The sequence below is a fragment of the Enterococcus rivorum genome (assembly GCF_001742285.1).
Lineage (GTDB): Bacteria > Bacillota > Bacilli > Lactobacillales > Enterococcaceae > Enterococcus_L > Enterococcus_L rivorum.
In genome coordinates this window covers 1-14,435 of record NZ_MIEK01000009.1, presented here as the reverse complement: position 1 = coordinate 14,435, position 14,435 = coordinate 1, and the positions used below count along the sequence as shown (strand labels likewise).

Below are 14,435 nucleotides of genomic sequence, written 5' to 3'. Positions count from 1 at the left end.
ATGGAGTATAGTTATAAGTGAAGAATGTAAGAGGTGTGTAGAAAAATGAAAATTAATTGGAAGAAAAATTTGTATATTACTTGGTTCGGTTGCTTTTTTACAGGAGCGAGCATTAGCTTAGTAATGCCCTTTATTCCAATTTATGTGGAGCAGCTTGGTACGCCTAAGAGTCAAGTGGAATTATTTTCTGGGTTGGCGATATCTGTAACGGCATTTGCAGCGGCGATTGTAGCACCTATTTGGGGGAATCTTGCGGACCGTAAAGGACGAAAAATAATGATGATCCGAGCGGCAGCAGGGATGACGTTGACTATGGGTTCTTTAGCCTTTGTGCCCAATGTATACTGGTTGCTAATCATGCGTTTTTTTACTGGGATTTTGTCTGGCTATATTCCTAATGCAACAGCGATGATTGCTTCACAGGCTCCTCGATCAAAAAGTGGTTGGGCTCTTGGGACTTTATCAACAGGTGCAGTTGCAGGAACTCTGATTGGACCATCTATTGGTGGTGCACTTGCGCAATGGTTTGGAATGGAGAACGTATTTATCATTACTGGAGTAATTTTATTGATCGCTACACTTCTAACTATATTCATGGTAAAGGAAGACTTTAAACCTATTGAGAAAAAAGACTTAATTTCTACAAAAGAAATTTTTTCAAAAATGGATCATCTATCTATATTGATTGGTTTATTCATTACAACATTGATTTTACAAATAGGAGTAACCAGCATTAGTCCAATTCTGACGTTATACGTCCGTTCGTTAAGTAACGATACAGGGAGTATTTTATTTGTTAGTGGCTTAATTGTTTCTGTGGCTGGGGTATCAGCAGTAATCTCATCACCTGTACTAGGCAGACTTGGGGATAAAATAGGGAATCAAAAAATATTATTAGCGGGTTTAACGTTGTCACTGTTTTGCTATCTTCCTATGGCGTTTGTTAAGACACCACTGCAATTAGGAATTTTAAGATTTATACTAGGGTTCTCAACAGGTGCCTTGATGCCGTCAATTAATACTTTGATTAGCAAAATCACTCCTTCCGAGGGAGTCAGTCGTATTTATAGCTACAATCAAATGTTTAGTAATTTTGGACAAGTACTGGGTCCAATGGTTGGTTCAACGGTTGCTCATAGTATGGGATATTCAGCAGTCTTTATTGTAACTGCTTGTTTTGTTTTAGGAAATATTGGGCTTTCTACATTTAATTTTAGAAAAATTTTAAATAAAAAGCTATAAACAGTTGAAAAGACAAAAAAACCAGTTACAATATTTGTAGTTACTGGTTTTTTAAAGAGCTATTTTAATGGTTGTTATTGATGAACAGGTTTAGAGGTATCTTTTTTTGGTAGAGCAAAATGACCTATGAACAAAATAATTACTCCTGCTATTAAAGAAATGATGGCTGTCCACATAAAGTCATATGAACCATTACTTAAAGCTCCACCAATATAGCCAACAACTTGTCCAAGGGCAAATGACCAAAATAATACAAGGATGTAACGCATGAAAACACCTCTTTTCTAGCTATTAGTTTAGCACAATTTTTTTAAATGTAAAGTAATCTATCTATTCAATTTGTGAATCAATTGTTCTTCTTTTTAAACTTTGAAAAGAGAACCTACGAGGATTGATTCCGACGTGTTGAGTATTTTTATGTAATGATAATTTTTTATACAAGAAGGAGATGTTCCAATGTCTTTTCCACAACTCTATACGATTACATCTTATTCGCTACTATCAAGTACTATTCGTATTTCAGAATTTGTTCAACAAGCCAAACAACTGGGCTATAAAACTTTAGGTATAGCAGATATCAATGTTCTACACGGAGCAGTTGAATTTTATGAAGCTTGCCAGAAAGCAGGAATCAAACCGATTATTGGCCTAACACTTGAGTATATTCCAGCCAAATCTGAGCAGAAGGCAGAGATACTCTTTTACGCAAAAAACCTAAAAGGCTATCAAAATCTAATGAGAATTTCAAGTGCAAAAATGATGGCTGAGAATCGATTTGTTTTAGATGATGTCAAAGAATATTTAAAAGATATTTTTGCAGTACTACCATCGGACAAAAGCGAAATAGTCACTGCACTTTCTAAAAGTGAAGCCGAGGCACAAGAATGTTTGCACTTATTAAGGAGTTATTTTGATAATGACTCTTTCTTTGCAGGGATATCGTTTACCTGTAATCCTCAGAATAACCACGAACTTTTTCAGTTTTTTGAACGCCAAAAGCAACCAGTCCTTGCACTGCAAGAAATTAAATATATAAATAGAGAAGATGACTTCGCTTTGAAAATATTGAAACATATTGATGAAGGGAGTCAAATGTCCATTCAAACACAAGGATATCCAGATCTTGAGGGACCTTACTATCTAAGAAAACACGAAGACGCTGAAAAACAGCTAATCACACTAGGAAATGCGAATGGTGTCAAAAATGCTAACTGGCTGGCAGAAAATTGTTTTTTAGAAATTCCTTTGCACCAAAAATTACTTCCGCACTATCCAGTTCCAGATAATATGAATGCGGGAACGTATTTAAAAAAACTTTGTGAAGAAAGATTGCCTCTTCGCGTACCAGATGCGACGGTTGATTATCAAGAGCGATTGGCAAAAGAACTAGCGATCATTCATACAATGGGCTTTGATGATTATTTTTTGATTGTCTGGGATGTAATGGCTTTTGCCCATAAACAAAAGATTGTTACAGGTGCCGGACGTGGTTCAGCTGCAGGATCATTAGTGTCTTATGTTTTAGCGATTACAGATGTAGATCCAATAAAATACGATTTGCTCTTTGAACGATTCCTAAATCCAGAAAGACATTCCATGCCAGATATTGACTTAGATATTCCTGATAATAAAAGGGAAGAAGTATTGACTTATGTTAGTGAGAAATATGGAGCTCATCATATGGCTCAAATTGCAACGTTCGGTACCATGGCAGCAAAAATGGTATTGCGTGACGTTGCTAGAGTATTTGGTTTGTCTCAAAGTGAATCGAATCGTTGGTCAAATGCGGTTCCTAATGCACTGAAAATGACCTTAAAACGAGCGTATGAAGAATCTAAGAATTTTGTTGACTTAATCCAGTCTTCTGAAAGTAATCAACTATTATACGAGACAGCCGTTCGCTTAGAAGGCTTACCAAGGCACGTTTCTACACACGCGGCTGGAGTGGTTATTAGTGACGAAAATTTGCTGAACCTAATTCCGCTACAACCAGGTTCGAATAATATCTCTCTAACACAATTTACTATGAATGATGTTGAGAAGATTGGCTTGTTAAAAATGGATTTTCTAGGGCTTAGAAATCTATCCATTATTGATGATACTATTCGCTCCGTAAAAAGAGTCTATCAAGAAGACATCATTCTAAATAAAATTCCTCTGGATGATGAGGCAACCCTGACCTTATTCCAAAAAGGAGAAACAAGTGGTATCTTCCAATTTGAATCTGCAGGAATTAGAAACGTTCTGAGAAAATTAGGACCAACAAGTATTGAAGATATCGCAGCAGTAAACGCACTATATCGACCAGGCCCGATGCAAAATATTGATTTATTCATCCGACGAAAAAAGGGAATCGAAGCAATTAATTATCCAGATCCTTCATTAGAGTCTATTTTAAAAAATACCTATGGTGTCATCGTTTATCAAGAACAAATTATTCAGGTAGCTTCAAAAATGGCAGGATTTAGTTTAGGTCAGGCAGACATTCTTCGTCGAGCGGTTAGTAAAAAGAAAAAAGATGTACTAGATGAGGAAAGAAATCATTTTGTCAGTGGCGCTGAAAAACAAGGACACTCTAAAGAAATTGCAACAGAGGTTTACGATTATATTGAACGGTTTGCTAATTATGGATTTAATCGCTCTCACGCATTTGCCTATTCTTTCATAGGATTTCAAATGGCTTATCTAAAAGTTCATTATCCAGGCGCTTTTTATGCAGCTATTTTACACTCTGTAAGACACAATCCAAGTAAAATTAAAGAATACATCGGAGAAGCACGTAAAAATAAAGTAACCATTATTCAACCTTCTATCAATCATAGCCAGTATAGCTTTTACTTAAATGATGACAAACAAATTATGTTTGGTTTTAGTTCATTAAAAGGAATTCGTCGTGATTTTATCAAAAATATTTTAGATGAAAGAAAAGCGAATGGTCCATTTAAATCCTTCGATCAATTTTTAATTCGTATCAATGGTAAATGGTTAAAAGAAGAGAATATACTTCCTTTAATTTCGATAGGCGCTTTTGATGAGTTAACTCCTAACCGGAGAGAACTTGCAGATGGGTTAGATGGTCGTATCCAAAATATCATTTATAGTGGTGGAAGTGATGACTTATTCGAAACACTAGAATTAAAAGAAAAGAAAATAGCTGATTACTCGTTAGAAGAAAAACTAGAGCAGGAAGAACGCTACTTAGGAGTTTATCTATCTGGTCATCCTACAGAAGAATTTAAAAAGACAAGACTTGCAAAAAAAGTGATGGATATTACTGAGTGTGTAGAAAAGCAAACGGCCAGATTGCTAATTTATGTCAAAGATGTTCGCGTGATTCGCACGAAAAAAGGAGAACAAATGGCATTCGTCGAAGGAGATGATTTGACTGGTGACTTATCATTAACGCTATTTCCAACGGTTTTCCGCCAGATTCGACAGACGGTAGAGCAAAATCAAGTGTATTACGTGGAAGGAAAAGTTGAGCGAAGCAAGTACAACCAAGAATTACAGCTTTTAGTAGATGTTATTGAAAAAGCTGAAAAAATCGAGGGAACAATTAGTGAGTTGACCTGCTTTTTGAGAATTACAGAAGAACTGGATACTAAGAAAACGTTACAAAAAGTGCAAGAAGTAATGAAAAACCATCCGGGACCAGTTCCTGTTATTCTCTATTTTCAGCAAAGTGGCAAAAAAATTGTCTTAAGTGACGAAAACTGGATTAAAGATACAAATGAAGTGAAACATGAGTTATCCTCTATTTTAGGAGAGGAAAATATCGCTTTCAAATGATTTACGGTAAAAATTACTAGTTGTTTTCATTTTTTTTCATTTTTTTCTCCGTATTTCAAGACTTTTTGCACCATTAATGGTAAAATGAGTGACGTGATATTTTCGCATAATTAACAATTGCAAAGAAATTATCTATGACAGTTAAAGTATAATAATTATATGAGGTGAAGAGACGAATGAAACGCATTGGTATTTTAACCAGTGGGGGAGATGCCCCTGGAATGAACGCTGCAATTCGTGCAGTAGTACGCAAAAGTATTTTTGATGGAATCGAAGTCTATGGGATTAATTATGGATTTGCTGGGTTAGTTGCTGGCGATATTCGCCGTTTAGACGTTGCAGATGTGGGCGATAAAATTCAACGTGGTGGAACTTTCTTATATTCTGCACGTTATCCTGAATTTGCAACAGAAGAAGGACAATTAAAAGGTATTGAACAATTGAAAAAATTTGGTATTGAAGGGCTAGTGGTTATTGGTGGAGATGGCTCATACCACGGTGCAATGGCTTTAACTAAAAGAGGTTTCCCAGCTGTTGGTGTTCCAGGGACGATTGATAATGATATTCCAGGAACAGACTTCACGATTGGTTTCGATACAGCGATTAACACTGTATTGGAATCCATTGACCGCATTCGTGATACAGCAACTTCTCATGTACGAACTTTTGTTATTGAAGTAATGGGACGTGGAGCTGGTGATATAGCTCTTTGGTCTGGTGTTGCTGGTGGAGCAGATGAAATTATTATTCCAGAGCACGACTTTGACATGGCTGTCGTTGCGCAACGTATCCGTGATGGACGTGACCGAGGTAAAAAACATTGCTTAATTATTCTGGCTGAAGGTGTTATGGGTGGGAATGAGTTTGCTGAAAAATTATCAACGCATGGCGATTTCCATACACGCGTTTCAATCTTAGGACACGTTGTTCGTGGTGGTTCACCAAGCGCTCGTGATCGTGTTTTAGCAAGTAAATTTGGTTCATATGCCGTAGAATTGTTGAAAGCTGGAAAAGGTGGACTTTGTATTGGAATGTTAGACAATCAAGTTGTTTCAGCGGATATCATTGACACATTAGAAAATAATAAACATAAACCAGATTTATCACTTTACAGCTTAAATCAAGAAATCTCATTTTAAACTACTAAATAATATATAGGCTTTTTTAGCTTTTGTATAAACAAAAATCGAATAGGAGCGTTTAGTAATGAAAAAAACGAAAATCGTATGTACGATCGGACCAGCTAGTGAATCCGTTGATACGCTAGTAAACTTAATTAATGCAGGGATGAATGTTTGTCGCTTGAATTTCTCACATGGTGACTTTGAAGAACATGGCAACCGTATTAAAAATATTCGAGAAGCAGTAAAAATCACTGGAAAAAAAGTCGCTATTTTACTGGACACAAAAGGCCCTGAAATCCGTACAAATGAGATGGAAAATGGTGCAATCACTTTAAGAACAGGTGATGCAATTCGTATCTCAATGAAAGAAGTACTAGGTACAAATGAAAGATTTTCAATTACCTATCCAGAACTAATTGACGATGTAAATGTTGGTTCTCATATTCTTTTAGATGACGGTTTAATCGACTTGGAAGTTACTGATATTGATCGTGCTGCTAATGAAATTGTAACTCTTGTTAAAAATGAAGGGGTACTAAAAAATAAAAAAGGGGTAAACGTTCCTGGTGTATCTGTAAACCTTCCTGGTATCACAGATAAAGATGCTGCTGATATTTGTTTCGGTATCGAACAAGGAGTAGACTTTATCGCTGCTAGTTTCGTTCGTCGTGCAACGGATGTTTTAGAAATTACTAAAATTTTAGAAGATAAAGATGCAACACATATTCAAATCATTCCTAAAATCGAGAACCAAGAAGGAATCGATAATATTGATGAAATCTTGAAAGTCTCTGATGGTTTAATGGTTGCTCGTGGAGACATGGGTGTTGAGATTCCAACGGAAGATGTTCCTGTTGTTCAAAAAGAATTAATCCAAAAATGTAATGCACTTGGAAAACCTGTTATTACAGCGACGCAAATGTTGGATTCTATGCAACGTAATCCTCGTCCAACTCGTGCGGAAGCGAATGACGTTGCCAACGCTATTTACGATGGTACTGACGCGGTAATGCTTTCTGGAGAAACAGCTGCTGGAGACTATCCTTTAGAAGCGGTCCAAACAATGGCTCGTATAGCTGTTCGTACAGAAGAAGCTTTAATCAATCAAGATGCCTTTGCTTTGAAACTATACAGCAAAACAGATATGACAGAAGCAATTGGACAGTCTGTTGGTCATACTGCACGTAATTTAGGTATTCAAACAATTGTTGCGGCGACAGAATCAGGTCATACAGCGCGTATGATTTCAAAATATCGTCCTAGAGCACATATTGTTGCAATTACTTTCTCTGAACAAAAAGCACGTAGTTTGGCTCTTTCATGGGGAGTTTATGCAACCGTTGCTGAAAAACCAGGTAGTACTGATGAAATGTTCAGCTTGGCTTCAACAATTACGCAAGAAGAAGGCTACGCAAGTGAAGGCGATTTGATTATTATTACTGCTGGAGTTCCTGTTGGTGAAAGAGGAACAACTAACTTAATGAAGATTCAAATGATTGGTTCAAAACTAGTCCAAGGTCAAGGAATTGGGGAAGAAGCGATTATTGCAAAAGCAGTTGTTGCAACTACCGCTGAAGAAGCTGTTGCAAATACAACAGAAGGTTCAATTCTAGTTGTTAAAACAACGGATAAAGATTATATGCCTGCAATTGATAAAGCTGTTGCTTTAGTAGTTGAAGAAGGCGGCTTGACTTCTCATGCTGCTGTAGTGGCTATCGCTAAAGATATTCCTGTTATCGTAGGTGCTGCTGATGCAACATCACTAGTTGCTAATGATGAATTAATCACAGTTGATCCTCGACGTGGTATTGTCTATCGTGGAGCAACAACAGCGATTTAATTAAATAGAAAAGTTGGACAATGTCCTGTTGTCCAAAAAAGCTCGCTTTTGACAGTTACTGTCAAAAGCGAGCTTTTATTGTATAGAAGATTATCTGGGGTAAACTGCAAAGCGAGTATCTTTTAATGGGATAATTTCTATCGAATCAGAATAGAATTCACTTAATTTAGCTTCAGTAAATAATTCTTGTTGCATGCCTTGGGCGAAAATGGTTCCGTCCTTCAATAACATTAAATGTTCAAAACAAGGAAGGATTTCTTCAGTGTGATGACTAACATATAATAAAGTTGGGCTATTTGGTTCTTCGGCAATAGCTTGTATTTGTTTCAACAATTTTTCACGAGCAAATAAATCAAGTCCATTGCAGGGTTCATCTAGAATAAGTAATTCTGGACGGGCCATAAGCGCCCTAGAAATTAAGACTAACTGGCGCTCGCCTTGAGATAAGACTTGATACTTTTTACCAACTAAAGAGCTGCCGCCAGCTTTTTTTAAAATTTCTTTCGCTTGATTTAGATCTTTGTCTGAATAATATTCATAAATACCAATACTAGCAAATTTTCCAGATAAAACAATTTTCTCAGCAGTTTCCCCATTCTTGATTTGATACTGTAAAGCAGTACTGACCCAACCAATCCGCCTTTGTAAGTCAGGTATTGACGTTTGGCCAAACGTTTGATTTAATACTTCTAAGCAACCAGAAGAGGGCCAGAGATAGCCACAAATTAACTGTAGTAACAAAGTTTTACCAGCCCCGTTGAGGCCGATAATCGCCCAATTTTGTTTATTCTCTACTTTCCAATTAATGTTATTTAATAACTTTTTTCCATCCCGAATAAAAGAAACATTTTTAAATTCAAAAGCTTTCATAAGCACCCTCCTTCTCTCTATTTTAGCACTAAAAAGTCGAGAGAATCAAAAAATAATGGGAAAAATGAATTTAAGAAAAGGCTGTCAAGAAAATTTCATTGACAAAGCTTTCATAGCCCTGTATAATTGCTTTTGTTGCTTAGGGGTGATGAATATGAAGTGGTCCTTGTTAGAACTAAACAAATTTAAAGATGAACCATACAATTTTTCAGAGACACTAGATTTGAAAGAATCGTTGATAAAAAGAGATAACCTAATCCTTGATGTCGGTCCAGCTAAAGTAGATGGTCTTATAACAGTAGGTTCTGGTGAGTACATTTTACATTATTCAGTTAGTGTTATTGTAACTGTCCCATCTTCTCGTTCGCTGACACCTGTTCCTCTAAATATGACGTTAGAAGTTAGTGAAGTATTTATGACAGAAGAACAGTTGAAACAAAAAGATGAACGAATTGCTGAAGAAGAGATTATATTGTTGGAAAAACCTACAATTGATTTGGATGAATCAGTAGAAGATAACATATTGTTATCTATTCCAATCCAAGTCCTTTCTGAATTAGAAAAAGAAAGCGATGAAATGCCTAAAGGTAAAGATTGGGAAGTTTTGTCTGAAGAGGATTTTTTAAATCGAAGACAAGAAGAATCGCAACAAACAATGGATCCTCGTCTTGCCAAATTATCGGAATTGTTTAGCGATAGTGCTAACGAAGAGGATAAGAAGTAAGATTGGAATATATTGTGCAGTAACTGCACAAATTTTTACAAGGAGGTGGAACACCAATGGCAGTACCAGCTAGAAGAACTTCAAAAGCAAAAAAAGCAAAGCGTCGTACACATTACAAATTAACAATCAATGGTTTGAGCACATGCTCTAACTGTGGAGAAGTAAGAAAGAGCCATCACGTATGTCCAGCATGTGGTCATTATGATGGAAAGAACGTAATGTCTAAAGAAGCGTAAAACATTTTTTAGAAAATGTTAAAAATCCCCTAGGCTAACCATGGAGCCTAAGGGATTTCTTTTTTTATTTATTAATACCTATATAGAGGGTCTTTCTTTTACAAGGAATAACTCAACTATTTTCATTTGATTCTAATAAACAAGAGTTCGCTAATATTTTGGGAAATAAAAAGCTGAAGAGGCTATCCTTAGAAAGTAGCTTGCTAGAAAACGCTTTAATGCGAACGATATTTTAGATTTTGATTTATTTTAAAGATTTCAGAAAAGATTTGAACTTATTGGAACTATTTTGTTTTCATATGACAGATTCTAAGTTATAATAATGGAGATTATAAGGGAATTTTAATGAATTCTTTCTTAAAGCATAGTAGGAGGACGCGAAATGACAAAACAGCAATTTGGTGTAGTAGGAATGGCAGTAATGGGTAAAAACCTAGCCTTAAATATTGAAAGTAGAGGGTATTCAGTAGCGCTCTATAACCGTACTGGTTCAAAAACAACAGAAGTGGTAGAAGAACATCCAGACAAAAATTTTAAAGCAACTTACACAATTGAAGAATTTGTGGAATCTATTGAAAAGCCACGTCGTATTATGTTGATGGTGCAAGCTGGTTTTGCAACAGATGCAACGATTCAAGAATTATTGCCATATCTTGATAAAGGGGACATTTTGATTGATGGAGGGAACACATTCTTTAAAGATACCATTCGTCGTAATGAAGAGTTAGCAAATTCAGGTATTAACTTTATCGGTACAGGAGTTTCAGGTGGAGAAGAAGGAGCACTTAAAGGCCCTTCAATTATGCCGGGTGGACAAAAAGAAGCTTACGAATTAGTTGCACCTATCTTAGAAAAAATTTCAGCTAAAGTAGATGGCGGCGAACCTTGTGTTGCTTACATTGGACCAAATGGTGCTGGGCACTATGTAAAAATGGTTCATAACGGCATTGAATATGGTGATATGCAATTAATCGCAGAATCATATGATTTAATGCAAAACATTCTTGGTTTGTCTGTTGATGAAATGGCAGAAATCTTTAAAGAGTGGAATACCGGTGAACTTGATAGTTACTTAATTGAAATTACCGCAGATATTTTAACGCGTAAAGATGATGAGGGCACAGGGAAACCAGTTGTTGACGTCATTTTAGATGCGGCTGGAAATAAAGGAACTGGTAAATGGACAAGCCAAAGCTCACTCGACTTAGGTGTGCCACTGCCTTTAATTACTGAATCAGTTTTTGCTCGATTTATTTCTGCTTACAAAGACGAACGTGTGAAAGCCAGTGAAATTTTATCTAAACCTGATGCATACAATTACTCTGGAGATAAAAAAGAATTAGTAGAAAAAATTCGTGAAGCTTTGTACTTCAGTAAAATTATGAGTTACGCGCAAGGATTTGCTCAATTACGTGTTGCTTCAGAAGAATACAATTGGGATCTGCCATTTGGAGAGATTGCTAAAATTTGGCGTGCTGGTTGTATTATCCGTGCACAATTTTTACAAAAAATTACAGATGCTTATGATAAAAATCCTGAAATTGAAAACTTGTTACTTGATGACTACTTTGTAGACCTTACTAAGAAGTATCAACAGTCCCTTCGTGATGTTGTAGCAATAGCTGTTCAAGCAGGTGTACCAGTACCAACATTCTCATCAGCTATTTCCTACTATGATTCTTATCGATCAGAACGCTTACCAGCGAACTTGATTCAAGCACAACGTGATTACTTCGGAGCACACACTTACAAACGTATTGACATGGATGGCACCTATCACTATAACTGGTATACAGAAGAATAAAAGAAATTCTTTTTGCTTTGAAACCGTGAGAAAAATTTATTTCTTATGGTTTTAAAGTAAATAAATCGTAAAGGTAGAAAAGTTCAAATGGTTGACGCTGGCTTTTTTAGAGAAAAGTATGTATAATGAGTAGGCTTTAAGATTGCTTTTTAGAGAGAAAGGACAAATAACCAATGAGTAATATTCTAATTATTGAAGATGAGAAAAATTTAGCGCGTTTCGTTGAACTGGAGTTGAAACATGAGGGCTACACTACAGAAGTCCATTACAACGGTCGTACAGGATTAGAAGCGGCTTTAAATAATGATTGGGATGCTATCCTTTTAGATTTGATGTTACCTGAATTAAATGGATTAGAAGTTTGCCGTCGAATTCGCCAAGTAAAAAATACACCGATTATTATGATGACAGCAAGAGATTCTGTTATAGATCGTGTGTCTGGTTTAGATCATGGCGCTGACGATTATATCGTAAAACCTTTCGCTATTGAAGAATTACTTGCGCGTTTACGTGCGTTACTTCGTCGTATCGATATCGAAGGTGATAAAAATGTTGCTAAACAAACAACAATTACTTATCGTGATTTAACAATTGAAAAAGAAAATCGTGTCGTTCGTCGTAGCTCTGAAATGATCGAACTGACTAAACGTGAATATGAGTTGCTTTTAACTTTGATGGAAAACGTGAATGTCGTACTGGCTCGTGATGTGTTACTAAATAAAGTATGGGGATATGAAACAGAAGTAGAAACAAATGTTGTAGATGTTTATATTCGTTATTTGCGTAATAAAATCGATGTTCCTGGGGAAGAAAGTTATATCCAAACCGTTCGTGGAACAGGTTACGTGATGCGCTCGTGAAACGATTACAACTAAAAAATGCAATAAAAAGAGAACTGAAGGGGCCTTCTTTAACTATAAAGTGGGCCTTGGCAAGTTCTTTCTTCATATTTTTCGTGTTTACAATTTTTGCTGTGATTACATACAAGTCGTCCGTAAATCTAATTGTAGCAAAAGAACGAGAAAATGCAGAACAAATATTAGCGAATGTAACCAATCGATTATCAAATGCAAAAGAAGAGTTAACTGTTACAGAGGTTTTCGAATGGCTCCAACCACCTAAGGAAAATGAAGACATACAATATAGTAACAAACTAAAAGTAGAAGGTTCTTTGGTAGAAATGGACAACTTTATTTCAGAACTAGGGCAGCCAGCATTGTTTCTTTCTATTTATAACTTAGATGGAGAATTAATCTTTGAAACACAAAAGATTCGTCAAGAGCTTATTGAAAAAGAGAAAGTAGAAAATAAAATTACAACATTAAATGAAAAAACTGGTTTTTTAGCTATTCAACCAATCTATTCTAAAACAAGTAGAGAAAAAATAGGGTATGTTCAATCTTTCTATGAACTCTCCTCTTTCTATGATATTCAGAATAAATTATTACTGACATTAATTATTTTAGAAATTGTCTCATTAATTGTAAGTAGTATACTAGGCTTTTTACTATCTTCTTATTATTTGAGGCCGATCAAAGTGTTAAGGGATACAATGGTTACAATTAGAAAAGATCCTCAATCTGATGTACATGTTCCAGAAATTCATTCTAAAGATGAATTAGCTGATTTGGCAGAGATTTTCAATGAGATGCTGGATAGAATGCGTCGATATATCGAACAGCAAGAACAATTTGTTGAAGATGTCTCTCATGAACTAAGAACACCGGTAGCTATAATAGAAGGACACTTGAATTTACTCAATCGTTGGGGAAAAGATGATCCAGAAGTTTTGGATGAATCTTTACAGGCTAGCTTACAAGAAATAATTAGAATGAAGAGTTTGGTTCAAGAAATGCTTGATTTATCAAGAATGGAACAAGTTGATATTCAGTATTTAAATCATAGAACAAATGCAAAGCAAGTTGTTTATCAAGTGTTCAATAATTTTAAAATTCTTTATCCAAACTTTACGATCACATTGGATGATGATCTAAGTCAAGAATTAACTTTAGGAATTTATCGTAACCACTTTGAACAATTGTTAATAATTATTTTAGATAACGCAGTTAAATACTCTACAGAACGTAAAGAAGTTCATATATCAATCTCTAGAACACTAAACGAATTTGAAATTGCAATTCAAGATTTTGGTGAAGGGATAAGAGAAGAAGAGTTAAATAGAGTATTTGATCGTTTTTATCGTGTAGATAAAGCTCGAGCTAGAAATAAAGGCGGAAATGGATTGGGATTATCCATTGCGAAAAAATTGGTAGAAAATTACAAAGGTAGAATAGATGCTGAAAGTGTCGTGCACCAAGGAACTATTTTTAGGATATATCTTCCGATTGTAAAGTGAAATTAATAGTAACCTTGGGTGTGAGTAGTTTCACATCCAAGGTTTTCTCTTTAGCGTACAAAAACAAGAAGTTTCAAAAATATTAAGAAGCGAACAAATAAGAGTAGGTTCAAATGGAAATCGTAGAAAAAACGAATGTTTATCCTTTCAAAAACTGGTTTGTTCGATAATGAAAAAGAACAACAAATTTGTTGATTTTCTAGTTGCATTTTATACGAAGTATTGATATATTTATATTTATTCTGATGAATTTCTTTCAGAGAAAAAATCGAAAAAAAAGTTTTAATTCATTATTGACTAATAAAAAAAGTCATGATAGAATAACAGAGTTGCTGAAACAAAAGCAGTGAAACAACTTGAAAAATCAACAAAAAAACTGTTGACAAATAACAAACAAGTTGGTAAACTATAACAGTTGTCTCTTTAAAACAGAGAGAACGAGTTGAAAAA

11 protein-coding genes are annotated in these 14,435 nt (G+C 35.4%); 9 read left to right on the top strand and 2 right to left on the bottom strand.

All coding sequences use genetic code 11. The features are described from left to right. Window positions 1–45: 45 nt before the first annotated feature. On the top strand, window positions 46–1,242 hold the full coding sequence (locus BCR26_RS04120) for a multidrug efflux MFS transporter (protein ID WP_069697709.1): 1,197 nt from the start codon (window positions 46–48) through the stop codon (window positions 1,240–1,242). Window positions 1,243–1,316: 74 nt separating this feature from the next. On the opposite strand, the gene BCR26_RS04115 is transcribed toward BCR26_RS04120, so the two are convergent. Next, window positions 1,317–1,511 (bottom strand): YjzD family protein, encoded by a 195-nt coding sequence (locus BCR26_RS04115; protein WP_069697708.1) that lies wholly within the window; start codon window positions 1,509–1,511, stop codon window positions 1,317–1,319. A 187-nt stretch (window positions 1,512–1,698) separates the two neighbouring features. Between BCR26_RS04115 and dnaE the strand changes: the two genes are divergently transcribed. The 3 genes from dnaE to pyk all read left to right on the top strand — a co-directional run bounded on the left by dnaE (window position 1,699) and on the right by pyk (window position 7,995). Beyond that, window positions 1,699–5,031: a DNA polymerase III subunit alpha gene (gene dnaE / locus BCR26_RS04110; RefSeq protein WP_069697707.1), complete on the top strand. Its 3,333-nt coding sequence runs from the start codon at window positions 1,699–1,701 to the stop codon at window positions 5,029–5,031. 176 nt (window positions 5,032–5,207) lie between these two features. After that, a complete protein-coding gene (pfkA, locus tag BCR26_RS04105) occupies window positions 5,208–6,170 on the top strand; it encodes a 6-phosphofructokinase (RefSeq protein WP_069697706.1) in 963 nt (320 codons plus the stop codon). Between the two features lie 67 nt (window positions 6,171–6,237). Further along, a complete protein-coding gene (gene pyk / locus BCR26_RS04100) occupies window positions 6,238–7,995 on the top strand; it encodes a pyruvate kinase (protein ID WP_069697705.1) in 1,758 nt (585 codons plus the stop codon). Between the two features lie 90 nt (window positions 7,996–8,085). Here the strand turns inward: pyk and BCR26_RS04095 are convergent, their stop codons facing one another. Next, entirely contained in the window at window positions 8,086–8,865 is a 780-nt protein-coding gene (locus tag BCR26_RS04095) for an ABC transporter ATP-binding protein (protein ID WP_069697704.1), read from the bottom strand. A 154-nt stretch (window positions 8,866–9,019) separates the two neighbouring features. On the opposite strand from BCR26_RS04095, the gene BCR26_RS04090 reads away from it, so the two are divergent. From BCR26_RS04090 to BCR26_RS04070, 5 genes are all read left to right on the top strand, one after another. Continuing rightward, complete coding sequence (locus BCR26_RS04090; RefSeq protein WP_069697756.1) at window positions 9,020–9,589, top strand: YceD family protein; 570 nt, start codon at window positions 9,020–9,022, stop codon at window positions 9,587–9,589. Between the two features lie 56 nt (window positions 9,590–9,645). After that, window positions 9,646–9,825 carry a 50S ribosomal protein L32 gene (gene rpmF / locus BCR26_RS04085; RefSeq protein ID WP_069697703.1) on the top strand — a complete coding sequence of 60 codons (180 nt, stop codon included), beginning with the start codon at window positions 9,646–9,648 and terminating at the stop codon, window positions 9,823–9,825. A 382-nt stretch (window positions 9,826–10,207) separates the two neighbouring features. After that, on the top strand, window positions 10,208–11,629 hold the full coding sequence (gene gndA, locus BCR26_RS04080; RefSeq protein WP_069697702.1) for an NADP-dependent phosphogluconate dehydrogenase: 1,422 nt from the start codon (window positions 10,208–10,210) through the stop codon (window positions 11,627–11,629). 173 nt (window positions 11,630–11,802) lie between these two features. Then, the gene (locus BCR26_RS04075) at window positions 11,803–12,489 is read left to right on the top strand and encodes a response regulator transcription factor (RefSeq protein ID WP_069697701.1); all 687 of its coding nucleotides are present in this window, start codon (window positions 11,803–11,805) and stop codon (window positions 12,487–12,489) included. Then, window positions 12,486–13,985, top strand: coding sequence for a HAMP domain-containing sensor histidine kinase (locus tag BCR26_RS04070; protein ID WP_069697700.1), 1,500 nt, complete (start codon window positions 12,486–12,488; stop codon window positions 13,983–13,985). The genes BCR26_RS04075 and BCR26_RS04070 overlap by 4 nt, the downstream gene beginning before the upstream one ends. Window positions 13,986–14,435 lie beyond the last annotated feature (450 nt).

What these genes read in the sequence shown, in the direction of transcription:
- BCR26_RS04120 (WP_069697709.1), top strand. Translation starts at nt 46, where the DNA reads ATGAAAATTAATTGGAAGAAAAATTTGTATATTACTTGGTTCGGTTGC.
- BCR26_RS04115 (WP_069697708.1), bottom strand. Translation starts at nt 1,511, where the DNA reads ATGCGTTACATCCTTGTATTATTTTGGTCATTTGCCCTTGGACAAGTT.
- dnaE (WP_069697707.1), top strand. Translation starts at nt 1,699, where the DNA reads ATGTCTTTTCCACAACTCTATACGATTACATCTTATTCGCTACTATCA.
- pfkA (WP_069697706.1), top strand. Translation starts at nt 5,208, where the DNA reads ATGAAACGCATTGGTATTTTAACCAGTGGGGGAGATGCCCCTGGAATG.
- pyk (WP_069697705.1), top strand. Translation starts at nt 6,238, where the DNA reads ATGAAAAAAACGAAAATCGTATGTACGATCGGACCAGCTAGTGAATCC.
- BCR26_RS04095 (WP_069697704.1), bottom strand. Translation starts at nt 8,865, where the DNA reads ATGAAAGCTTTTGAATTTAAAAATGTTTCTTTTATTCGGGATGGAAAA.
- BCR26_RS04090 (WP_069697756.1), top strand. Translation starts at nt 9,020, where the DNA reads ATGAAGTGGTCCTTGTTAGAACTAAACAAATTTAAAGATGAACCATAC.
- rpmF (WP_069697703.1), top strand. Translation starts at nt 9,646, where the DNA reads ATGGCAGTACCAGCTAGAAGAACTTCAAAAGCAAAAAAAGCAAAGCGT.
- gndA (WP_069697702.1), top strand. Translation starts at nt 10,208, where the DNA reads ATGACAAAACAGCAATTTGGTGTAGTAGGAATGGCAGTAATGGGTAAA.
- BCR26_RS04075 (WP_069697701.1), top strand. Translation starts at nt 11,803, where the DNA reads ATGAGTAATATTCTAATTATTGAAGATGAGAAAAATTTAGCGCGTTTC.